Here is a 24,320-nt window from a genome sequence, read left to right as displayed (position 1 = left end):
GAGGTCAAATAAGATGGCTTCAGGTCTTGCAGATGCAATACGGGCATTGGTTAGTGAAAAGGGGATCTCGGAAGATCTTGTTGTTCGAACCATTGAGGAGTTTCTCCTCGCTGCCTACAAGAAAACCTACGGAACCACAGATAATGCTGTGGTTAAATTTGATGAAGAAAACGGTGAAGTGGCAATCTATGCCCAGAAAGAAATTGTAGAAGACGTCTACAATCCGGTAAACGAAATTGAGCTTGATGAAGCAAAAAAGCTGAATACCGAGGCTGAAGTTGGCGATGAGCTGCTTATTGAAATAGATCCCAAGGAATTTGACCGGGTTGCAGTGCAGAGCGCCAAGCAGAAAGCCCGCCAGACTCTCAGAGAAATCCAGAAGGACACCCTCTACTCAGAATTCAAGGGGAAAGAGGGTGAGATGATCATTGGATATTATCAGAGGGAACGTAACGGAACTATTTTCGTGGACCTGGGGAAAACTGAAGGTCTCTTACCCCGGAGGTATCAGAGCCCCAGGGAAGCATACCGTCCTAACGATCGTATCAAAGCCATGATCTACGAGGTGAATAAAACCGCCTCCGGTCTGCAGATCATTCTCACCCGGACACATTCGGAATTCGTTCGGAAAATATTTGAACTTGAAGTTCCCGAAATTTACGATAAAACAGTCGAGATCTTTAAAATTGTACGTGAGCCCGGATACAGAACCAAGATTGCCGTCTACTCCAATCGTCCGGACGTTGATCCTGTTGGTGCATGTGTCGGACTGAAGGGTGTGCGGATTCAAGCCGTTGTCAGGGAGTTGGAGGGCGAGAAAATTGATATTCTCAAGTTCGAAACCGATCCCCGGGATCTCATTAAAAATGCTCTCAGTCCTGCCAATGTCAAACAGGTACTGATCCTGGATGAGGCAAAAAAACATGCTCTGGCAATTGTGGATGAAGATCAGCTGAGCCTGGCAATCGGAAAGCAGGGGCTGAATGTCCGTCTGGCCAACCGTCTTGTGGACTGGAACATCGATGTAAAAACCGAAGCACAGTTTGAAGAGATGGATGTTACCATTGCCAGCAAACAGGCGATTAATGACCTCTTCAACGACGATTTTGAGATCACCCGGATTGCAGAATTGCCCGATATCAGTGACCGGCTTGTCGCCATTCTGAATCGGGACAATATTGAGTATATCGAAGACCTTGTTAATCTCGAAGCTGACGAAATGACCCAGCTCGATGGTCTTACGGAAGACGATGTCGAACTTCTTCAGCAAATCATCAGTGAGAACCTTGAAATCATCGAGGAAGAATCCGACGAGGAAGGGCAGGAAGAGTCTGAACCCCTTGATGAGGAATCAAAAGAACAATACTATGAGGCTGATGAAGAAGATGCAGAAGAAACAGACGGTGATGAAGATGATTATGAAGAAGATGAAGAGGAGATCAATCTGATCTCAGAGCTGCCGGGTATACCGGGGCATATAGTGGAAACATTGAAGGCCAAGGGTATTGTGGAAATTGTGGATCTGCTGAATATGGAAGACGAAGAGATAGCAGAAATACCCGGGTTGAACGAAGACGATGTTCTCACAATTCAAAATATAATCATGGACACCGTTGAGATCATCGAAGAAGAAGATGAATAGAACGAGGGGCAGAAAGGATAGATATGGCTCAGGACCAAGAACAAGAACAAAAACCAAAGGCAGAACTCATAAAACACCGAAAGGAAAACTCTGCGCAAAAACCGGCTGAGAAAAAGGCTTCAGATCAGAAGAAGCCCAAAAAGAAAGTGGTTGTAAAGCGTAAATCCAGCAAAACCGAGGCTTCCGGTTCAAAGGAAGGCAAGGAAGCTGCGGAAGCGAAGAGCGCACAGGTCCAGAAAGAAAACGTTAAGAAAAGCGCAGATACCGGGGAAGCAAAAAAAGGCTCACAAAAGGCCGGTGAAGGGGATGCAGCTGATACCCGCAAACCCGAGGCGAAGAAGAGCGAAGCGAAGAAAACCGATTCCAAGGCTCCCCGGTCAGCAGGCAATTTATCCAAAAAACCCAAGGGCGCAGAGTCCGGTGATCCCAAGAATGCCGCAACCAAACAGGGCATTGTCGGCGGTAAGTACGTCGGTCCCAGAGACAAGAACCGCGGCAAGGGCGACAAGCCTCACCGTTCTTTCCGCAGCAATAAACCCAGCAGCGGACCCGGTGGACCGGGCGGACAGGGAAGACCTCAGAGCCGTGACGGGGGAAGAGGTCCCAACCGCGGAGGACCGCCTCCCAGAGGTGATAACCGGGGCGGCCCAGGCAGGTTTAATAAAAAACCGGGCGGCGGCGGTTTCCGGGGACCCGGTGCGGCTCCTGCTCCCATGCCTCCCAGCGGAGAACAGAAGCAGAGCAGCAAAAAGTTCTATAAATCGAAAAAGAACGATAATTACAAACGAAAAGAGAAACATAAAGAGAAAGAGATTCACTTTAACCGGAAAAAGCCGGTACAGCGTACCAACCCCGTTCCCAAATCCGTAGATATCATGGAAGTGATTACGGTGAGTGAACTGGCCCGGAAAATGAACCTGAAGGCCAGTGATCTTATCGGTAAATTGATGGGTATGGGCATGATGGTAACCATCAATCAGCAGATTGATGCTGAAACCGCCACCATTCTTGCGGCGGAGTACAACTGTGAAGTGAATATCGTTTCCCTGTACGATGAAACTATCATCGAAACCGAAGACGACAAGGATGAGGACCTTAGAAACAGACCTCCCATCGTAACGGTTATGGGACATGTTGACCATGGTAAAACCAAGCTTCTGGATGCAATCCGCTCCACCGACGTTGTGGCCGATGAATCCGGAGGAATTACCCAGCATATCGGGGCGTATCAGGTCGAAACCAAGGGCGGAAAAATCACATTCCTGGATACACCGGGTCATGAAGCGTTTACCCTCATGCGTGCCAGGGGTGCCCAGGTAACCGATATCGTCATTCTGGTGGTTGCAGCCAATGACGGCGTGATGCCCCAGACTATCGAAGCCATACGGCATGCCCAGGACGCTAAGGTGCCCATTGTGGTTGCCGTGAACAAGGTTGATCTGCCCGAAGCAAATATTGACCGTGTGAAGCAGCAGCTTGCGGACTATAAACTCCTTGCGGAGGACTGGGGCGGCGATACCATGTTTTATGAAATCTCTGCGCTGAAACGTGAAGGAATCAATGAGCTTCTGGAAGGGGTTCTGCTCCAGTCTGAAGTTCTGGAGCTGAATGCCAACCACGAAACCCGGGCCGAAGGCAAGATCATTGAATCAAAAATTGATCAGGGTCGGGGTACCGTTGCTACTGTTCTCATCGAACGGGGTAAAATGAAAGTCGGCGATAACTTTGTTGCCGGCGTATATCCCGGACGTATCCGGGCCATGTTCAATGACCGGGGACAGCAGGTCGAAGAAGCAACCCCCTCAATGCCCGTGGAAATCATCGGACTTTCGGGTATTCCCGATGCCGGCGATCCATTCCAGATGACTGCCAGCGAACGTCAGGCCCGACAAGTCGGCGATAAGCGGCAGGAACTGAAGAAAATGGAAGCCGCCAAAAATGTGAAGAAGATTACACTGGACAATCTCTATGACAGCATACAGCAGGGTTCAATCCAGGATCTTAAGATCATTATCAAAGGGGATGTACAGGGCTCTGTGGAAGCCATACAGGGCGCTCTTGAGAAGCTTTCCACCCCTGAAATCCGGCTTTCAGTAATTCATGCAGGCGCCGGTGCCATAAACGACAGTGATATCAATCTGGCATCAGCTTCCAATGCGATAATCGTAGGATTTCATGTGCGGCCCACATCCCGGGCGCAGATTCTGGCAGATCAGGAGAAGGTTGAAATCCGGAAATACAGCATTATCTACGATGTTGTGGAAGATATCCGCTCCGCCATGGAAGGAATGCTTGAGCCTGAGCTGAAAGAAGAACATATGGGTACCATCGAAGTACGGGATACCTTCAAAGTTCCCAAGGTGGGCGTTATCGCAGGTGCGTATGTCACCAACGGTCTGGTTCGAAGAAACAGCATTGCCCGTCTGTACCGCGAAGGTGTAGAAATATTCAGCGGCAAACTCAGTTCTCTCAAGCGGTTTAAGGACGATGCCAAGGAAGTAGCCCAGGGATACGAATGCGGTGTGGGACTTGAAAATCATAACGATATCAAGGTCGGCGACATTATTGAGGTATTCCAGGTGAAGGAAATTGCCCGTAAGCTTGGAAAAACCCTGGTGGAACTGGAAAAAGAACAGGCAAAAGAAAAGAAAGCATCCTCCGATGACGGAGAGAAGGAATAAACCGGACCAGATGGGTAATTTTCGCTTACAAAAAGTAGAGCATCAGATCACACAAATCGTCAGTGAGCTGATATTAAAGGGTGAAATCAAGGATCACCGGGTAAACAGTATGCTCAGCATCAGTGCTGTGGAAGTTTCCCGGGATCTTGCCTATGCACGGATCCATATCAGTGCATTTTTGAAAGACCGTGAATTGGGCGAGGCTGTGGAGGGATTAAATTCCGCAGCCGGTTTTATCCAGCGCCAGTTGGGAAAACGGATGCGCACCCGGAACACTCCCAAGCTCACTTTTGTTCGGGACGATGGAATATCCAAAGGCTTTGAAGTAACTCAGAAACTGAAGGAATTGAATGTCCAGCAGCAAGAGCCCGGAGAGGACGATCCCTCCGGGTCTGATTCTCATACATAAACCGCCGGGAATAACCAGCTTTCAACTACTATCCCCCTTGAAAAAGGCTCTCGGCATTAAAAAAGTCGGGCATGCCGGCACCTTGGATAAATTCGCTTCGGGCCTGATGCTGGTGTTCGCCGGTCAGGGAACCCGCTTTGTGCAATATCTGAGCAATATGGATAAGCGCTACCACGCCACCATTGAGTTCGGTAAAGAAACGGAAACCCTGGATCCCGAAGGTGAAGTGATTGCCACTGCAGAAATCCCGGATGGATCACGGCTGGAAGAGGTTCTTTCACGTTTCAGGGGAGATCTTGATCAGGTCCCGCCGAAATATTCGGCAGTCCATGTTGACGGACAGAGGGCGTACAAACGCAGCCTGAAGGGTGATGACTTTGATATTCCTTCCCGCCGTATTGTTATCCACTCCCTGGAAATCAGAGATTGGAATCCGCCCCGGGGAGATTTTGACATTCACTGTTCAAAAGGAACGTATATCCGCAGCCTTGCACGGGACCTGGGGCTTGCCGCGGGAAGCCGGGCCTATGTCGAACGGCTCCAGCGTACCACCGTAGGAGAATTTCACCTGGACGAAGCGCTGACCCTGGATGAAATCCGGGAGAAGGGTGGTGAATGGGTCATTGATCAAATGATCTGCGGCAGTGATCTTATCCGCCGAATTCCCGGTTTTCAGCTGTTTCAGGCAGACAGCGATCTTGCCCGGCGAATTCGTCTGGGAAAGGACCTGTACTTCCGGGAGCTTGGAGCCCCATTGATCGAAAGAAGCGGCGATTCGCCGCCTCAGATTTTTGCCGTGATGGATGAGTATGATCAGCTTGCAGCACTGTTCCAGGCCGGCGGAGATATTCAGCCCCAGACCCGGCTGACGTATCGGGGAGTGTTTCACAAGCTCTCGTAAAAGGGGTGTAAAAACCGGCAACCCTTGACATGGGCTGCATTCATCAAGATAATAATGTGCTGTCATTCTTCGTGATTTAGTCTTCATGACTGAGACAATCTGTCTTTCGCCACCATCATGAGGATGATATATATAATCAATACGAGTAAGATTACCAAGGAGTATCAATTAATGTCTCTTACAAAAGAACAGATACAATCAGTCGTGGAAAAGTTCGGCGGTAGCGAAAAGAATACCGGAAAGACCGAAGTTCAGATTGCCCTTCTCACTCAGAGAATCACTGAGCTCACCGAGCATCTGAAGAATCACAAGAAGGATCATTCCTCAAGACGTGGTCTCCTCAAGCTTGTCGGTCAGCGTCGTCGCCTGCTGAGATACCTTAAAGGCAAGGATCTTGAAGGTTACCGAGCGCTTCTCAGCGAACTGAATCTGCGTAAATAGCTGATTCGCCCTGACAAACCGGGAAGTTCGCCCCAATGCGGGGCGCAGTTTCCCGGTTTTGTGCTATAATGGTAGGCGATTAGGAGAAATAATGCATCGTGTAACACTGAAAATAGGCGCCGAAGAATTGGTCCTTGAAACAGGCCGTATGGCCAAGCAGGCCAACGGCTCCGTATTTGCAACCTTTGGCGGTTCTGCCGTCCTTGCCACAGTTTGTTGCGGTTCCAAGCCCGTGGAGGATCTTGATTACGTTCCTCTGAGTGTGGATTACAATGAAAAGTACTATGCAGCCGGAAAAATCCCCGGCGGATTTTTAAAGCGGGAAGGACGTCCCAAGGACAAGGAAATTCTGGTTTCCCGCCTCATTGACCGTCCCATGCGGCCCCTGTTCAGTAAATCATTCAAACGTGAAATTCAACTGGTACCCACAACAATATCAACGGATATGGTGAATCCCCCGGATGTTGTGGGAATGGTGGCTGCCTCTGCAGCGGTTATGGTTTCCGACATCCCTTTCGACGGACCGGTAGGTGCCGTGCGGGTCAGCTATGTTGATGATGAATATGTGGTGAACCCCAGTTTTGAACAGGTTGATCGAAGCCATCTGGATATCATTGTAGCCGGTACCCTTGAAGGAATTACCATGGTTGAGGGCGGCGCCAAGGAAGTGAGCGAAGAGCAGATGATTGAGGCCATCGAGAAAGCACGGCCGGTAATCACTGAACTCTGCAACGCTCAGCTGGAGCTGCGCAAACTGGCAGGCAAGGAGAAACTTCCTCTGGTTGAGGTGGACGACAGCTTCCCCCTGAAGGATGAAATCCGGAAAAAAGCCTATCCCCTCCTTGAAAAAGCCTGCTTTGTTAAGGGTAAATTCGAACGGTATGCTGCCATCCGTCAGGTGGTTGAACAGTTCCAGGAAGAATACGCCGAGCAGATCGCCGATGAAGATCAGAAGAAATTCAAGGCGGTGTTTGAAGATATTGAGCAGGAAATACTGCGCAAATCCATTATAGAGAATAAACTTCGGGTTGATGGACGTTCACCCACAGATATCCGTCCCATCACCGTTGAGAAGGATGTCCTGCCCAGAGTGCATGGTTCTGCATTGTTCACCCGGGGAGAAACACAGGCTCTTGCCATCACCACCCTGGGAACTGCCAGGGATGAACAGATCATGGATGACATTGACGGCGACAAACGTGAAGCGTTTATGCTGCATTATAACTTCCCTCCCTACAGTGTGGGTGAAACCGGACGCCTTGGAACAGGACGCCGTGAAATCGGCCATGGACACCTGGCTCACCGGGCTCTTGCCTCGGTACTTCCCGCAAAGGGCGACTTTCCCTACACAATCCGGGTGGTTTCCGAAGTTCTTGAATCCAACGGTTCATCTTCCATGGCTACGGTGTGCGGCGGAAGCCTCTCTCTTCTGAATGCCGGGGTTCCGGTTTCCAAGCCGGTTGCCGGCATTGCAATGGGAATGGTTCAGGAAGGCAGCGATTCTGTAATTCTCAGTGATATTCTTGGTGAAGAAGATCACCTGGGAGACATGGACTTCAAGGTCGCGGGAACTGAAAACGGTATTACCGCATTCCAGATGGACATTAAGGTGTCTAACGTAAGCCCGGAGATCATGAAAACCGCACTTGCCCAGGCCAAAGAGGGAAGAATGCATATTCTGGGAATTATGAATTCCCTGATCGCCGAGCCTGAAAGCGAACTCAGCGAATATGCCCCGAGAATTATCAGCTTTCATGTTGATCCTGAAAGCATCGGAACCCTCATCGGTCCCGGCGGAAAGGTTATCAAGGGCGTAAACGAGAAGTTCGGGGTTGAGACCAATATTGAAAATGACGGGTCGGTTACCATCTATTCCAGGGATGCCAAAAACGCCCGGGACGCCAAGGACAGTTTTCTCTCTCTTCTGGAAGAGCCTGAGGTGGGAAAAGTGTATCCCGGTGTTGTCCGCAGAATCGTGGATTTCGGTGCTTTCATTGAGTTTCTTCCCGGTAAGGAAGGACTGTGTCATATTTCCAAGATGTCCAAAGAACGGATCAACAAGGTTGAAGATGTTCTCGAACTGAATCAGGAAGTGCCGGTAAAGATTATCGAAATCGATAAAATGGGCCGGGTCAATCTTACAACCCTGGTGGATGAGGATATTCAGCCCAGAGGTGATCGAGGCGGATCTCACGGTCGTCCCCCCAGAGGTGGAGACAGAGGCGGAGACCGGGGCGGTGACAGAGGCCGCGGCGGCGACCGCAGAAGGCATTAATCGTCTCTTTTGGTCCGTTTAGCGGAACAGGATTGCATAAAACGGGCTCTCGGGCCCGTTTTTTTATATGTGAACTATCATCAGGGAGCTGATAACAATGGAAGTGAACAAAGATCATCCTCAGGTTGATGTGCCCATTCACAGCGAATCAGGAATTTTCCCCGCATATGCAAGCAGCGGCGCATCGGGCTGTGATTTGACCGCAGGGATCAGCGACCCTGTCTCTCTTCAGCCCCTTGAGCGGAAACTCATTCCCACGGGAATACGTGTGGAAATTCCACGGGGGTTTGAGGCCCAAATCCGGCCCCGCTCCGGTTTGGCATATCGAAAAGGGCTGTCTCTGCCCAATACGCCGGGTACAATCGATGCGGATTACCGCGGCGAAATCAAGGTTTTGGTTATTAATCTATCTGCGGATGAAATTCAGATTAATCCCGGGGAACGGATTGCCCAGATGGTGTTCGCTCCTGTGGTTCAGGCGAATTTTCATCCTGTTGCGGATGAAAGCCGATTGAACGCAACGGTACGTCAGGAGGGCGGTTTCGGGAGTACCGGTGAATAGGAGCATCTTTTTCGGAAAGGAAGGGTTTCAGCTGCCCGGAACTCTCCAGAGATATGTAACACGGGAATACCTCTTCTCATTTCTGGTTGCCTTCCTGTTTTTCCTGGCCATCTTTTTTGTAAACCAGATTCTGGTGATTGCCCGGGACCGTCTTGCGGAACAGGTTTCGGTCATCGATACTCTCAGACTGATTCTCTACGCCATGCCGGCAATCATTGCCCTCTCGGTACCCTATGCTTCATTTATAGGGATAATTCTCGCAGTGGGGAAGCTCAGCGAGGGGAGGGAGATTCAGGCTGCCAGAGCCAGCGGGATCAGTTTCACCAATCTTTTGTACCCTATCCTCCTCTCCGCAATGCTGCTCAGCGGCTTATCATTTATTACCAACGATTATTTTCTTCCCCTGGGAACCATGCGTTACAGTCAACTGTATCAGGAACTGCTGTATTCAAACAGCAGACTGATCATTGAGCCCTATGCCATTCGTAATTACGAGAATGCCACCATTGTAACCGGAGATGTGGTTGATGATGTTATTCAGGGTATTATTATTATCGACCGGGCCGAAGACGGCTCGGAGCGTACTATCAGTGCCTCTCAAGCAGCCCTCATCCAGAATGATACGGGAAAGGGTATTATCACTCTCAATCTGCGGGATGTTGAAATTATTTCCAGTTCGGAAAACCGCATACACGAAAGCAGGGCGGAAAACATGGACTATAATATCCTGCTGGAAAATATTGTATTCAATATCAACAATCCCAGTGTCCGAGAGATGAGTGCCCGGGATGTTTTTTCTCTGGTCCAAAAGCGTGAGGAACAGTTTGAGTTGCGAAAGCAGGATCAACTGCTGGATTATCATCAGGACTACAGGAGCTTCGGTGCAACCGCATTCTCCATTGCCGAGAACCGGGACTCACAGCTTCTGGTGCAATTTCAACGTGCATACGACCGTCTGGGTGAAAATCCCCGTACCTTCATGTTTGACAGGACGCTCAGACTGTACCGCATAGAATTCTGGAAAAAATTCTCCATACCTCTGGCAAGTCTGACTTTCATTTTCATCGGTTTTCCACTGGGACTCATGGCATTGAAACACGGCAGAACTCTGGGAATCATTCTCGGCCTAATTCTGGCTTCCGGCTACTGGGGAATACTGGTTGCAATAGAAGCCCTTGGACTCAGATTAACTTCCATTCCCCCTGCATTGATCACCTTCAGTCCCAATATTCTCATGTTGGCTGCAGGATCTGTACTTCTGTACGGATATTTGAGGAGATAGCCTTGAGAGTACTCACGCGTCTGCTCCTTCGAAATTTCATACCCATTTTCCTTGGAGCTCTTGCATTTTTCACCATACTGATCAATGCCTCGGATTTATTCGTGAACATCGTTCGCTATATTGAGAGAGAGGTGCCGTTTTTCCAGATTCTTCTGGTTCAGTGGTATTATCTGCCGACCTGCATAGTGTTTTCAACGCCCATTGCGTTGCTGTTTTCGGTTTCCTATTCCATGGGAACCTTGTATTCCAACAATGAATTGATTGCGGTTTTTGCAAGCGGAATCAGTCTGAAGCGTTTCATCCTGCCCTTGATTATTATTTCCGCGTTTATCAGCATCGGTCTGTTTGCATTTCAGGACCGGTTTGCCATCCCCATGCTTCGGGAGAAAGAAGAGCTGAGCACAAGTCTGCTTCGAAACCGGCCCCAGAATTTGAATCAGGCGAATATCACCATTCAGACCAGGGGCGGGGAAGTGATATACCGGGCAGGGTACTATGATCACGGTAAACAGCGTCTTGATGATGTAACCATCGTCAGACGAAACGAAGAAATGCTGATACACACACAAATTCGTGCAGAATGGGCCCAGTGGGAGGATGACGGCTGGGTCTTTCATCGTGCAACCGTTCTTCGCAGAAAGGAAGACGAAGATGGCTTTGAAATTCTGGATGAGGCGCGTTTTTCCGCACCGGATTTTGACCTGGAACCGGAAAATTTCACCAATCAGTTCGGCGAAATAGATGCCATGAGAATTTCCGAGGCCAGGAACTATATTCAGTTCCTCAGGGAGAGCGGATTTCCCTACAGGAAGGATCTTACCCGGTACCATGAACGGTTTTCATTTGCCTTCACTCCTCTGATTGTCACAATCCTCTCTGCCGCCATTGGAGGCAGCTATAAAAAGAACATCCTGGCAATGAGCCTCCTTGTTTCACTGGGCTTATCCATTGTATATTACTCCATTCAAATGCTTTCGGGACTTTTTGCAAGCATCGGTCTGATCGGCAGTGTAACCGGCGCATGGGCGGGCACTCTCATCACCGGATTGGCTGCGGTGTATATTCTCAGCAGGGCAAAAACCTGATTTTCAGATACTAAGAGGTTTCACAGGTGATATACCGGAAATTACATAAAGACCAACATTGCGAAGCAAGGACGGGACAGATTCATCTTCCTCATGGAAATGTGGATACTCCTGTTTTTATGCCCGTGGGCACCAATGCCAGCGTAAAGGCTGTGCGTTTGGAGGATCTTTTTTCCATGGGCGTACAGCTCATACTGGGAAATACCTACCACCTGTATTTGCGTCCGGGCATGGATGTGATTCAAAAGTTCGGCGGACTTCACGGCTTCAATAACTGGAATGGAAACATTCTGACCGACAGCGGCGGATATCAGGTGTTCTCACTTGCACCCTTCAGAAAAGTGACGAATGAAGGGGTGGAGTTCCGATCTCACATCGACGGATCAAAACATTTCCTCACCCCTGAAAAAGTTGTGGGAATACAGGAAATATTGAACTCGGATATTCAGATGGTGCTGGATGTATGCACGGAACCGGGAATTTCCCACAAATCTGCCCGGGAAGCACTTGAAATCACCACCAGCTGGGCCCTTCGGGCGAAAAACAGCTGGGAAACCACCACAGAAACCTACCAGGGTAAACTGTTCGGCATAGTGCAGGGGAACTTCTATGAGGATCTACGGGCCAGAAGCGCTGAAGAGCTCAGCGCATTGGATCTGCCGGGCTATGCAATCGGAGGACTTTCTGTTGGGGAACCCTTTGATCAGTTTCAGCATTATCTGGCGTTCACGGCCCCTCTTCTTCCCGGCGGAAAACCCAGGTATTTAATGGGGGTGGGTACTCCTGAATATATTCTCGAAGCAATCGAGCACGGCATCGATATGTTCGATTGCGTGTTTCCCACCAGGGTTGCCCGAAACGGCACACTGTTCACCGACCATGGAAGACTGGTTCTGAAAAACCAGCGCTATGAATACGACACCCGTCCGGTAAGCGAGCACAGTCCCACAGCCGCCTACAGCAGAAGCTATCTGCGGCACCTGTTCAAAGCAGGCGAAATGCTGGGCCCCATGCTTGCTTCCCTCCATAACCTTTGGTTTTTGAAAAAGCTTGTGGAAGATTCAAGGAGGGCGATCCATGAAAACCGTTTCCTGGAATTCAAACGATCCTTTCTTGACCTGTATTCCATGGGGATACCTGATTGAGTTCCCCGGTAAATAGTCTCAGGTCCTCCGCCCGTTCAACGGGAATCGTAATGATCTCCACCCTGGCTTCCCGGCTGCTTGGATTCCTGCGGATCGGAATAATATCAGCTCTCTTCGGAGCCGGCGGTCAGGCTGATGTTTTGAACCTGGTGTTTAACATTCCAAACAATTTGAGAAAACTCCTTGCCGAGGGAGCATTATCGACTGCATTTATTCCGGTTCTCAGCCGGAATCTGGTGGAGGACCCAAGTAAAAACCAATCCAAAACTATTGTGAAAAATCTGCTGGCCTTTCAGCTTCTGGTTCTCCTGCCTATACTCATTCTTGCGGCCATATTTCCCTCTGCATTTGTTTCCCTGCTGCTGAATTTCCAGGATCCGGAAAAGCACCGGCTTGCTGCAGAATTGTTCAGATATATTATCCACTACATTCTGTTTATCAGCTTTTCCGCCGTCCTCATGGGAACGCTCAATTCAAATGAGCGTTTTGTGGTTCCCGCATTAACACCTCTGTTGTTCAGTATTTCGGTGATCAGCAGTCTGCTTCTGTTTCATACGCAGCTCGGAATTTTTGCAATGGCCGTGGGAGTTCTCGTGGGAGGAATGGCCCAGGTTCTTGTTCAGCTTCCGGAATTTTTTAAACAGGGTTACAGTTTCGGCTTCAACTTTTCATTTAACAATCCCCGATTCCGTGAGATTCTCAGGAACTGGGGGCCGGTACTTGCAACCAGCGGAGTCTTTGCGATCAACCAGCAGATAGCAGCCCGTTTCGCCAGCGAAATGGAAACGGGGAGCGGGTCGGCAATGTCCTATGCAATTGTATTCTGGCAGCTTCCCTTCGGCATCTTTTCCGCATCAATTATCACCGTCTTATTTCCCAGATTGAGTAAACAGATTGCATCGGGAGATCGAGCCGCAACCTCACGAACAGTGGAATTCGGAATCGCGGGCCTTATGACATTTCTGATCCCCAGTTCCCTGGGCCTGATGATGCTGGGCAACGAACTGATATCCGCCGCCCTTCAGCGGGGGCCTTTACCGTGGAAAATACCCGTTTGGCAGCCCAGGTGCTGTTCTGGTATTCTCCGGGACTGCTGTTTGTGGGGCTGAATAATTTTCTTCAGCGGCTGTGCTACTCCGACGGGGATGTCAGGGTACCGGTCTATAATGCGCTGATTATCACCGTGCTGGATATTATTCTCTCTCTCTGGCTGAAAGAAACCTTCCTTCGGGTTCGGGGGCTGGCCCTGGCAAACAGTATCAGCTACATTGCGGCTTCAGGATGGCTGCTGATGAAAAGCAGGAAACGGTTTCCTGATATCTCATTCAAACCCATTTTCCGGGATCTTTTTAAAATTCTGCTATCCCTCATTCCAGGGGTGCTGATCATTCTGATTGGGAAGTACCTGGCCGGAGACTATTGGGTCGGCGGTTCAAACCTCCGGAATCTGGGTATTTTTCTTCTGATCAGTCTCCCTGCGATTCTCTCCATATTCGGAATGTTTGTGCTTCTTCGTCTTAATGCGGTATATTTAGTGATTAAGAGGAACCCGGGCTGATACCGACTATTTTAGATATGATAAAAACAAAAATGGACCGATTAAAAAATCCCGAACATGCGTTCCAGCCCCTTGCTCTGTGTATGATGCTGATTTCCTTTTTCTGGTTTACATCCGGAGGGGCGATCCTCGGCCAGGAGGACGCCGGCGATGCTGAAAATTCATCCGGAGAAGAGGATGTACAGCAGAGTCTGTATGAAAAATGGGAAGAGACTATTCTCTATGGAATTGACAGCTCCGTTGTTTCCACTATTGAGGAGATGATAGAACTCGAAGATGCCCGGCTTGCGGACCCGGTTCTCACCCTGGTTTCCAGTTCAAGACAGTCTTTGAGAATCAAGGCTCTTGATTACTTCGAAGCACTGGAACGGGACGATGCAATACCGGCGGTACTGGATGAGCTGATGTTCTATCAGGATATCCCCCGGAATTTCACCATACGGCTTTTTCAACATCTGAAAGAACGAAACCATCCCATGGATAAGGATTTATGGGAACTGAGTTCTGAGATAATTCAAGAAGAAGGCTACGAAGTACAGCTTGCAGCCATACAGTACACCGCAGAAACCGAATACCGGCCAGCCGCCGAATTTCTTGCGGAGTACTATGAGGATCCCGATCTGGAAATTCCCGTGCGGGAAGCCATCCTCCGGGCTTTGGGAAGAATTCAGCATCCCGGCAGCCGGGATCTGATATTTGATCTGGCGGGTGATGAGAGTATCGAAAAAACCTTGAGAATTGCCGCAATCAATGCTGCCGGCCAATATGCCGATTCCCGGGCCATGAATGTGATCAGTAATGCCTTTTCATCATCAGATACCCTTATCCGGACGGCAGCGGTTGCAGCTCTTTCCTCCTTTGAACCGGAAGAAGTGCAGGAGCTGTATCTTGAAGCGCTGAGGGATTCTTTCTGGCGAATACGAATGACGGCCCTTCGGGGGATTGAGGAAAATCCCTTCGATGACGCTTTTGCACCCCTGCGGTATATGACCCAAAATGACCCCGAAACCAATATCAAACACCAGGCATTCCGAAGTCTGGCTTCCATTGAGAGCCGGAAATCCCGGCAGTACCTGAGAGAAGCGCTGGAAGATGAGGAGCTGGGAGATCAGTTTCGCCAGACCGCCGCAGTTTTGCTCATACGTAATGACTTTCCCGGAAGCAAGGAGAACATTGAACGGGTAATGGCTGAAACCTGGGATGACGAGAACAATCGCCTTTTGGATACCATCTGCAAAGAACTGAGTCTGAACAAACTCACTGCGGCCGGCTCATTGTATGAACGGATGCTCGGCCATGAGAATTATATTATCCAGATTTATGGTATTCGGGGAATTGCCCGGAATCAGATTGCCTCTCACCGGGATTATCTTGAGCAGCTTTCCGAGGATGAGGAGGCTCATCCTGCTCTGAGAGCCAATGCCCGAAATGCACTGGAACGGCTGTAGCCAAAGGCTGTCCACCGTCCTGTAACCCTGTAACTGACGTAAAAATTTTATAATGGACTCAAAGGAAGTTTCCCAAATGACAAATAATCAAATACGTAATGTGGCGATTATCGCCCATGTTGACCACGGCAAGACAACCCTGGTTGATGCACTGTTCCAGACTGCCGGGCTTTTTCGTGAAAATCAACAGACCGAAGAACGTATTATGGACAGCATGGATCTTGAACGGGAGAGAGGCATTACCATCTCTGCCAAAAACTGCTCCATTGCCTGGAAGGATGTGAAGATCAATATCCTGGATACTCCGGGGCACGCCGATTTCGGCGGGGAGGTGGAGCGTGCATTGAGCATGGTGAACGGCGCCATCCTGCTGGTGGATGCCTCCGAAGGACCGCTGCCCCAGACCCGGTTCGTATTGAAAAAGGCTCTGGATCAGGGACTTCCCCTGATCGCCGTAATCAACAAGATCGACCGACAGGATGCGAGACCTCTGGAAGTTCTTGACGAAATCTACAGCCTCCTGATTGATCTTGACGCCCATGAGGATCAGCTGGAATTCCCGGTATTTTATGCGGTGGGCCGGGACGGTGTGGCCAAAACATCTCTAAACGATGAGGACCAGGGCCTGGAAATTGTTCTGGACTCCCTGGTTAAAACCTTTCCCGGACATCACTATCAGGATGATGCCCCTCTGCAGATGCTGGTGAGCGACCTTTCGTATAATGAATATCTGGGCCGATTATGCGTGGGAAAGATACACAACGGAGTTCTCCATTCGGGAGATAATCTGGTGTGCCTGGACATTGACGGCAAGGCGAATCCTCTTAAGGTTAGCAAGCTCCAGGTTTACCAGGGCATCGGTCTCAGCGACCTGGATACGGCTGAACCCGGAGAAATTGTGGTGCTCTCGGGAATAGAGGATGTACGGATCGGTGATACGGTGTGTACCAGAGAACATCCCGTAAGCCTGCCCAGAATCAAAGTGGATGAGCCAACCGTATCCATGCGCTTTATGAAAAACACAGGACCCTACGCGGGACAGGACGGCAAACATGTTCAGCCTACCAAACTGTGGGCCCGTCTGGAGCGGGAGGCGTTGAAAAATGTTTCCCTCCAGGTGGAGCGGATACGGGACAAGGACGGTTTCAACGTGAAGGGCAGGGGAGAATTTCAGCTTGCCATTCTCACCGAAACCATGCGCAGGGAAGGCTACGAGTTTTGTGTGGGACGCCCGGAGGTAATTTTCAAGAAGGATGAAAAGGGGCGAAAACTTGAGCCCGTGGAGCATCTTTTTATTGACTGTCAGGAAGAGTTTATGGGAATTGTTACCGAGAAACTCTCCAGCAGGAAATGCCGGATGATCACCATGTCCAATCACGGAAGCGGAAGGGTTCGCCTTGAATTTTCCGCCCCAAGCAGAGCCCTCATCGGGTACCGGGATGAATTTCTCACCGACACCAAGGGCACGGGTATTCTAAACTCCAGTTTTCTGGGCTACGAGGAGTACCGGGGTGACATACGCTCGGGTAAATCCGGGAGTCTGGTTTCCGACCGCCAGGGCGAATCTGTGCCCTATGCACTTTTTAATCTTGAACCGAGGGGCAGGCTTTTCATCGTTCCCAAAACCAAAGTGTATGAGGGGATGATTATCGGTGAGCATAACCGCGAAGGCGATCTGGATGTAAATCCGGTAAAGGAAAAGAAGCTGACCAATGTCAGGGCTTCCGGGAGGGATGACAATGTTATTCTCACACCTGTGGTGCCCCTAACACTTGAGCAATGTCTCAACTATCTGGGTAATGATGAACTTCTGGAAGTCACACCCAATGCACTCCGGCTCCGAAAAGAGGATCTCTCAGCCCAGAGCAGAAAAGTGAGCGCCAAGAAAAAGAAATTTTCCTGATTGCCGCTCCGGACTTTCGTGTGCAGCCGCAGTTCTGAAACATATGCAAGTACGGAAACTTTAAATGTAAAAGGGGATGTCTGAGTTGCATTTCAGACATCCCCTTTTTGTATCTGTAATAATCGTTTTTTGCTTCTGTAATCGTGAAAATTACCTGCGGATCATACCTTCATGGGAATAATATCCATCTTGGCGAAGTCTACCTTTTCGATGCTCTTCACTTTGAATTTGTAGTCCCTCTGGTTGATGGTGAACTCAATCTCATCACCCACCTTCCTGTTCATCAGATGGCTCGCAAAGGGTGATAGATGGCTGAGCACCGACTTTTCAGGATTTGATTCCCAGGGACCCATAATGGTGTACCGTTCCTCTTCGCCGCTGTTGAGGTTTTCCAGTACTGCGGTTGTGCCGAAGGAAATCCGGTCATCCTTCACATCTTCTGGCTTCACAACCTGTGCGGCCTGAAGCTCCTCTTCCCATTTTCTGGCGGTGGTATTCAGATAATCCTGCCGCTCCTTGGCTGCCTTGTACTCTGCATTTTCCTTCAGGTCGCCATATTCGCGGGCTGCAGCAATTTCCTTGGAGTTTTTGGGTACTTCCACCTCGTGCAGCTGTTTCAGGGCTTTCTGGCGTTCCTCAAAGCTGCGCATCATTGCATAGAATCCGCTCCGGGAAACAGTCTCAACCACCGTTGCAGATTCACCGAAGAATTCAAAGCTGGGGAAGCGGGCCGCGATGGTCTTCCGGATATTCGACATCACCGCAGGGTCCAGATCCTTCACATCTTCAAGCAGAGAGTAGATCCGCCCGATCCCTTCTTCATCGCTTTGATTGATGTAGGTAATAATCTGTTCATCTTTAATGAGAAAGTTCTGAATCTGTTTATTGAGCTTTCTGTTGAGACTCACATCCCGCTTGTTGTCAATATCCCGTGCAGTAAGATCCAGAAGATGAATCATGGCAATGAGATATTTCTCAGTGCTGATTCCTGTTTCCTGGAACCATTCGTCCTCCCAGCAATTGCGGACAAACCAGATAAAGGACTCCCGCTGATCCCGGTAGGCGTCGTAAATTTCAATAAACTTCTCAATTACCAGATCCATGTGACCAGCAGTTATGAGATCCCTGATCACATCCTTTTGAAGATGATGGGGCAGAATATTGATGTAAATTTCATGCCAGTTCTTGATCTGTTTCCGTACTGCGCTGAGGAATGCCTTACGCACTTCGTTGTTTTCAATGTTTTTAAACGTTTCTTCATAGGATTCCAGCTGATTGAAGAAATCCCGGAACCCCAGGTTCACGCCGGGGTTGAGAAAGGAAAACCGCTCAATCACCTGGCGGACTATCAACAGAGCTGAAATAGTCTGTTCATTGTATGTTCCGGGATTGCGGACATATCCCACAAAATAATCAAACATATCCTTGAAGAAATCGCTTTCAATGGAGCTGGTGTCATCTTCCTCATTCACATAGTCCAGGAATTCCTGAATAGTTTTTACCCGATCAAAAAAGTTCTTTTCCGCTTTGAAACGGTTGTATGTTTTTTCTTCAAGACTGATGGGCTGGTCCCGTACGACGTATGTATCCGGTTTATCCGGGAAATTCCCGAAAGATTCATCGGTTTTCAGCAGATCCCTGGCTTTTGAACTCCAGCTGGTCCATTCACTTGTACTGAGAATTCCGGGTACAAGCTCGGCCTTGATCTTTTTCATATCAGCCGCATTGTCAAAACTCTTGATGATCACCTTAAGAGCCCACAGGGGGTCTTTTTTGACTTTCTTATTCAGAGCTTCTTTCTTTTTGGTAATGCGGTATACCCAGATATGGTCTCTGCCCAGAATTTTCAGGCTGCTTACGGCCATTTTCAGGGACATGACGTGATTCTGCTTTTTCATGAAATTGATAACTATGTCATCGCCCTTGATTTTTTTGATTCTTCCCACACCCCATGAACGGTGGTACACGAAGTTGCCAGCATCAAAAGCAATATGTTTTTCAAAATCGGAGATTGCGTCATGAACATTCCGCCAATTCTGACTCAGGTTTGAGAGTTTGATATATTCTTCCAGCTGACTGTGGCCTGCATGTTTTGCCCGGAAGCAGTCGGTTATCTCTTTCCTGGCCCAGGGATTCTTGTTGTCATAGCTGAGAATGCGCTTGAGAATTTCTATAGCTGTATTCCACTTTTTATTCTCATTGAAATGGGGGTACAGTTCCTCAAGGAGCTGGATGGCCCTGTCTTCGTTAAGAAGCTTGGCAACTCTTCCCTCGGCATGATAAAAGAACTCCGTCTCGCCGGGTACAAGCTCCAGCAGTTTCTGCCACAGCTCATGCACCTGGGTGAACATTTTCTTATTAATATAACGGTAGATGGCCTTCTTATAATGGGCCACCGCAGTATCAATATTGCCCTCTTCCTCTTCATGTTCCGCGAGCTTCTTGACTATATCCGCTTCTTCGTAATCCACGCGGATGAGGCGTTCCCATACCTCGTAGAGAGATGCTACGTCCCCTTCATTGTTGTAACATTCGGCGAGGGTGCGCAGAGCATGGCGGTTTTCTCCGAAATCGAGAATGCGGTTGCTCAGATGTTTCACGATGTTCCAACGGTGATTTTCCGTAAAAATGTTGATCAGAAGAAGCAGGTTGGAATCGTCAATGGATTGACGATTTAGACTGATAATTCCTGAAAGATAAAGGGCAATAATGCTGTTTTTGGAGTGGGAAAGATGCTCTTCGCACAACTCCATCACTTCATCTTCAAGATCGGCGTCAAACACCTGATCCAATAATTCATCCAGTTCCACGTAGTGGTTCACCGTATAATTGGACAGGGTTGCGCGAGTCCATTTTTCTTCATTGAGTTGCTCAGTAATTGTGTTGAGAATCTTTTCCGACATTGTTCAAGTGCTCCTGAATTGAATCAGCTATACATAGCCATACATAACTAATATAAAGATGTACAAATTTGGCACGAAGCGTGTTTTCGTGAAGTTATTATCATTCATTATATCGAACACTTATTACTTTGTATACAGCTTGTAAACATCAGCTGAAATGCTGCGGATTTTCAGAAGAATTTCATCGATTTTCTGCTGATGTTCACGGTTCATAACCAGATGGTCAATAAGCCAGAAATAATGATTCAGGAGTCGGGGTTTCACAATCTCGCTTCTTCGGCTGTCCCGAAGTTCCTGCTCCATTGCGAAAATTTTCTGTCGCAGTTTTCCGTACTCCAGTGCCCTGAGTTCCCGTTTTACATTCAGAATGCCCCAGAGACTTCCATACACAGGAATCCATTCTTTCAGTTCCGAACCGGTGAAACCCTTTTCTTCAACCTTTCTGCAGAGTCGAATAAACAGTTCCGATTCAAAGCCTTCCACATCCACATCCTGCGGATCCGTGAAAAACGCTTCCCTGAACATTACCCGGGACTTCTGATCCTCACCAACCAGAGCATAGATATCCGCAAGTTCGCTCAACAGCCGCGCCCTGGGCGAGGCTGTTTGAAGAGCCGCAGTAAAATGATCAAGGGCATCATCGTAATTTCCCATGCCCTTGCAGGCTATTCCCCGCCACATGAGGATGTCGGCATCTTTATCACCGTCCGGAATTCCGGAAAAAAGTTCAAGCACCCGGGAAAATACAAAGCGGCGAAAACTCTGAATAAGCCGCTCATCTCCCTGAAATCCCCGGATAAAACGGGAAAAATCCTTCCAGTAATGGAGCAGGGTCTCTGCCTGATCAATATGCTCCGATCTTCGAATCGCAGTATTGATGCGGCTCTGCCAGAAATTGATATATTTCAGTCCTGCCAAAACCCCGGGATGATCAAAATCCAGACTCAGCGCTCTGTCCAGCGATTCATATCCGTCTTTTAACCTGCCGTCGGCTATGTATTCCGCGCATTCTTCAATGAGTTGTTCAATTTTACTGTGAAATTCTCTACGCTTTTTTAACATGCCTTTGGTTTTACTATGCAGTAATTAGGTTTTTTGGTAAATATATAATATGATATATCCAACTCCTTTGATAGCACCCTCTATATTATCAGCTGATTTCAGTAATTTAAAACAGGCCCTCAACGATATTCATGCTTCCGGGGCGGACTGGGTGCACCTCGATGTAATGGACGGACATTTTGTTCCCAACCTTACCTTCGGTCCGAAGATGATTCATGATCTTCGACCTCACAGCGGGAAAACTTTCGACGTTCATCTGATGGTGGATAATCCCGGGGAATTGGCGGATGAGTACATTAAGGCAGGGGCCGATTATCTGGTCTTCCACAGCGAAGCCGAGATCCACAGCCACAGACTGCTCCAGTATATCCACTCCAGAAATATCAAGGCGGGAATTTCCATCGTTCCCTCAACATCTGTGGCTTCGGTGAAGGAGCTTCTACCGTTCATAGATCAGATTCTGGTTATGAGCGTGAACCCCGGTTTCGGCGGTCAGTCGCTGATTCCCCAGTGTCTTGATAAAATCCGTCAGCTTGTCGAGCTGAGAAAAACCGGCGGATATGATTATCTTATTAGTGTTGACGGCGGCATTAATTCCCGGACTGCCGCCGATGCAGTCGCCGCCGGTGCAGATGTACTGGTAAGCGGCAGCGCGTTTTTTACCTCCCAGGATAAAGCCGGGTTTGTTTCTTCTCTCAAGGGGGAGAAAAGAGTATAAATGTCGGCGATCATACCGATGATTGAAGAAAGAGGGGTATTTTTGTGAAAAATCAGCGTGCCGGGGCAATTCTTGCCATCATTGTGATATTCTTTATTCCGCTTTCTCATATCTACGCTCAAAGCGGCGAAGCCCTGTTCGATTCAGCAATTGAGAATTTCCGGGAAAACAGGTACTCCCAATCCCTGGCTGAATTCAGGCAACTGCTCCTTGATCCCCAATACTCTTCTCTTCGGGGCGATGCGTATTTCTGGATAGCCAAGGTGCTGATAGCCCAGGAGCGGATTCAGGATGCCGAAAGAAATCTGAACTTTTTTCTGAACAATTTCCAGGAGAACAAAAATTATCCGGAAGGACGGTATCAGAGAGGAAGAATTCTCTATCTGAAAGGTGAATATGAGTCTGCCATCCGTGCATTTTCAGATTTTATCAGCGGATATCCTTCAAGCCCCTTTGTGGCCAACGCCTATTACTGGACGGGGGAAGCCTTATTTCACCTGGGACAACTGGATGAATCGGAAAAAATGTTTACAGCCGTTCTTCAAGAATTTCCCACCAGTTATCGGGTGGAAGCTGCCCGCTACCGGCTGGCGGTAATCACCATGAGCCGGCGTGAACAGGAGCTGCTCAAACTTCTCCAGTGGACCCAGGAGGAATCCATACGGACTCTTGAGGAATTCCGGGAAAACGAGCAGCAGTACGAAGAAGCCATCGCCTCATATCAACAGCGGCTGGCAAGAAATGCCGACGAAGTATATGCCGAAGAGATTCGGGAACTCCTTGCACAAGTGGACGGACTGGAAGAACGGCAGACCCGCTTGCAGCAGACCATTGATTCACAGCAGAATGAAATACGGCGCCTTGAAAATCAAATTCGAAACCTAGAGCTGGAGAAGGATTCCGGAGCTGGAGAAAACATTCAGGAAGAACAGGTAGTGTTCAGCAGTGATGATCCGGATATTCAGGCCACCCTGGATCTTATCCGACTGAAAGTGGATGCGCTGAAGCTCAAAGAAGAACTGGTCCTTGGGCTGGAGTCTCAGATCAGGGAAATGCAGGGGAATCAATGAATCGATTTTCGCAAGTAACAGCGGTTTTTCTATGCCTTGCATGGGTATCCGTTTCACTTTTCGCACTGGAAGTGGAAGCCGGACCGTATCAACTGAAACTGTATGAGCAAAGCGGTCGTTTTGCTCTTCTGTATGAGAATGGCGATCTTTTATTCAACGACAATCCGCGAAGTTCCCACACTCGTATACGGATCGGTGACAGCATCAGTGTTCTCGGAGAGGATAAGTCTCATGGAATTTCCATCGGCGAGTTCCGGGATGGAGTGGCCCTTCAGTATGTCTGGGATGACCTTCAGGTGAACCAGCATTTTTCCTTTCTTCAGAGGGAGAACGGGAGTACCCCCGGGGATGAAGCCGGCGCAAACCAAAGCGGGTCTGAAATTATCGGGGTGAAAATCCGCTACCAGATCATCAATACAGGTACAGAGCCTCTTCGAACAGAGCTTTCCGCCCTGTTCGACACCGTGCTGGGAGAGCTGGGCTCCTCTCATTTTGTCACAACAGCCGAACCCGGCATTATCCGGGAATATGAGTTCAGCCCGGGGCGAAGGGAACCGTATATTCTCAGCGGCAACAGTCTGGGATCGGCCATGTTCCTCCTTGCAGCAGACAGGATCCGGGGGCCCAGAAAAATTGTGGCGGCAAACTGGAAACGTTTGAACGAGAGCCGCTGGGAATATACGGCATCGGCGGAAAGAAATTTCAATCTGCTCCCGTTTTCCATCAATGACAGTGCACTGAATCTCTACTTCGGTCCTGAACGTCTCCGGGGGCAGAGCAGCGTGGAATATTCACTCATTGTCAGTTACGTGCCCCGGGAGGAAAACGAAGGTAATGGAGAATATCAAAGGCGGATATCCCGACAGATAGAGCTGCTGGAAACTTCCTCCATCATGGAATATAATCCGGCTCTCCACAGCATGGACGGAAGCGTTTCAGAATCTTCCCCGCCGACCGTAAAGCAGGAAGAATCGGCTGCTGACAGAAACAGCGGCATGGAATCTTTCAGCCGCGCTGAATTGCGGCAAATTGCACCGCTGGTGCAGGATATCGAAACGCTGGACCTTCTTCTGGAACAAATAGACCGGCTTCTGACATCTCCCGCCCGTCTGGATGAAAGTCAGGTAGCGGCTCTTGAAGAAATCCTGGCCACCATCAGGGAGAATCTACCGGAAACCTCTGATCCCATGGAGGCGGGAAACACCCGGCCCGATGAGTAGGTCTTTCGGAAAGAA

General features: G+C 49.1%; 17 protein-coding genes and 1 pseudogene. 16 read left to right on the top strand and 2 right to left on the bottom strand.

Features of this window, described 5'->3' with window-relative positions; all coding sequences use genetic code 11:
- Nucleotides 1-13: 13 nt before the first annotated feature.
- The 13 genes and pseudogenes from nusA (at nucleotide 14) to typA (ending at nucleotide 17,332) form a co-directional block, all read left to right on the top strand.
- Nucleotides 14-1,642 carry a transcription termination factor NusA gene (gene nusA, locus L21SP2_RS08575; protein ID WP_024268107.1) on the top strand — a complete coding sequence of 543 codons (1,629 nt, stop codon included), beginning with the start codon at nucleotides 14-16 and terminating at the stop codon, nucleotides 1,640-1,642.
- A 23-nt stretch (nucleotides 1,643-1,665) separates the two neighbouring features.
- Entirely contained in the window at nucleotides 1,666-4,323 is a 2,658-nt protein-coding gene (gene infB, locus L21SP2_RS08570; RefSeq protein WP_024268106.1) for a translation initiation factor IF-2, read from the top strand.
- Nucleotides 4,324-4,333: 10 nt separating this feature from the next.
- Nucleotides 4,334-4,732, top strand: a complete 399-nt coding sequence (gene rbfA / locus L21SP2_RS08565) for a 30S ribosome-binding factor RbfA (protein ID WP_024268105.1) — start codon at nucleotides 4,334-4,336, stop codon at nucleotides 4,730-4,732.
- Entirely contained in the window at nucleotides 4,674-5,633 is a 960-nt protein-coding gene (gene truB / locus L21SP2_RS08560) for a tRNA pseudouridine(55) synthase TruB (protein ID WP_081719542.1), read from the top strand. The genes rbfA and truB overlap by 59 nt, the downstream gene beginning before the upstream one ends.
- Nucleotides 5,634-5,804: 171 nt before the next feature.
- On the top strand, nucleotides 5,805-6,074 hold the full coding sequence (gene rpsO / locus L21SP2_RS08555) for a 30S ribosomal protein S15 (protein ID WP_024268103.1): 270 nt from the start codon (nucleotides 5,805-5,807) through the stop codon (nucleotides 6,072-6,074).
- A gap of 88 nt (nucleotides 6,075-6,162) precedes the next feature.
- Nucleotides 6,163-8,349 carry a polyribonucleotide nucleotidyltransferase gene (gene pnp, locus L21SP2_RS08550; protein WP_041402568.1) on the top strand — a complete coding sequence of 729 codons (2,187 nt, stop codon included), beginning with the start codon at nucleotides 6,163-6,165 and terminating at the stop codon, nucleotides 8,347-8,349.
- Between the two features lie 97 nt (nucleotides 8,350-8,446).
- Nucleotides 8,447-8,911, top strand: a complete 465-nt coding sequence (dut, locus tag L21SP2_RS08545) for a dUTP diphosphatase (protein WP_024268101.1) — start codon at nucleotides 8,447-8,449, stop codon at nucleotides 8,909-8,911.
- Nucleotides 8,904-10,193 carry an LptF/LptG family permease gene (locus L21SP2_RS17170; protein ID WP_024268100.1) on the top strand — a complete coding sequence of 430 codons (1,290 nt, stop codon included), beginning with the start codon at nucleotides 8,904-8,906 and terminating at the stop codon, nucleotides 10,191-10,193. The genes dut and L21SP2_RS17170 overlap by 8 nt, the downstream gene beginning before the upstream one ends.
- Nucleotides 10,194-10,195: 2 nt before the next feature.
- Nucleotides 10,196-11,278, top strand: a complete 1,083-nt coding sequence (locus tag L21SP2_RS08535) for an LptF/LptG family permease (protein WP_024268099.1) — start codon at nucleotides 10,196-10,198, stop codon at nucleotides 11,276-11,278.
- A gap of 29 nt (nucleotides 11,279-11,307) precedes the next feature.
- Complete coding sequence (tgt, locus tag L21SP2_RS08530) at nucleotides 11,308-12,423, top strand: tRNA guanosine(34) transglycosylase Tgt (RefSeq protein ID WP_041402562.1); 1,116 nt, start codon at nucleotides 11,308-11,310, stop codon at nucleotides 12,421-12,423.
- A pseudogene (murJ, locus tag L21SP2_RS08525) lies at nucleotides 12,420-13,981 on the top strand (murein biosynthesis integral membrane protein MurJ). Before tgt ends, murJ begins: the two are co-directional and overlap by 4 nt.
- 32 nt (nucleotides 13,982-14,013) lie before the next feature.
- Nucleotides 14,014-15,429 (top strand): HEAT repeat domain-containing protein, encoded by a 1,416-nt coding sequence (locus L21SP2_RS08520; RefSeq protein WP_024268097.1) that lies wholly within the window; start codon nucleotides 14,014-14,016, stop codon nucleotides 15,427-15,429.
- 76 nt (nucleotides 15,430-15,505) lie between these two features.
- Nucleotides 15,506-17,332, top strand: coding sequence for a translational GTPase TypA (gene typA / locus L21SP2_RS08515; RefSeq protein WP_024268096.1), 1,827 nt, complete (start codon nucleotides 15,506-15,508; stop codon nucleotides 17,330-17,332).
- 161 nt (nucleotides 17,333-17,493) lie between these two features.
- On the opposite strand, the gene greA is transcribed toward typA, so the two are convergent.
- Together greA and L21SP2_RS08505 are read right to left on the bottom strand one after the other, a co-directional pair.
- On the bottom strand, nucleotides 17,494-20,235 hold the full coding sequence (gene greA / locus L21SP2_RS08510; protein WP_024268095.1) for a transcription elongation factor GreA: 2,742 nt from the start codon (nucleotides 20,233-20,235) through the stop codon (nucleotides 17,494-17,496).
- A gap of 123 nt (nucleotides 20,236-20,358) precedes the next feature.
- Complete coding sequence (locus L21SP2_RS08505; protein WP_024268094.1) at nucleotides 20,359-21,297, bottom strand: tetratricopeptide repeat protein; 939 nt, start codon at nucleotides 21,295-21,297, stop codon at nucleotides 20,359-20,361.
- Nucleotides 21,298-21,346: 49 nt separating this feature from the next.
- Here L21SP2_RS08505 and rpe point away from each other — a divergent pair, with 49 nt between their 5' ends.
- From rpe to L21SP2_RS08490, 3 genes are read left to right on the top strand one after another with little or no spacing between them, the layout of a single operon-like run.
- On the top strand, nucleotides 21,347-22,015 hold the full coding sequence (gene rpe, locus L21SP2_RS08500) for a ribulose-phosphate 3-epimerase (RefSeq protein ID WP_041401388.1): 669 nt from the start codon (nucleotides 21,347-21,349) through the stop codon (nucleotides 22,013-22,015).
- A gap of 44 nt (nucleotides 22,016-22,059) precedes the next feature.
- Nucleotides 22,060-23,085, top strand: coding sequence for a tetratricopeptide repeat protein (locus L21SP2_RS08495; RefSeq protein WP_024268092.1), 1,026 nt, complete (start codon nucleotides 22,060-22,062; stop codon nucleotides 23,083-23,085).
- On the top strand, nucleotides 23,082-24,305 hold the full coding sequence (locus L21SP2_RS08490) for a hypothetical protein (RefSeq protein WP_041401386.1): 1,224 nt from the start codon (nucleotides 23,082-23,084) through the stop codon (nucleotides 24,303-24,305). Before L21SP2_RS08495 ends, L21SP2_RS08490 begins: the two co-directional genes overlap by 4 nt.
- The last annotated feature ends 15 nt before the right edge of the window (nucleotides 24,306-24,320 follow it).

Origin of the sequence: Salinispira pacifica (assembly GCF_000507245.1) — a bacterium.
Classification (GTDB): Bacteria; Spirochaetota; Spirochaetia; order DSM-27196; family Salinispiraceae; genus Salinispira; species Salinispira pacifica.
This window is presented reverse-complemented; position numbering and strand designations above follow the sequence as displayed.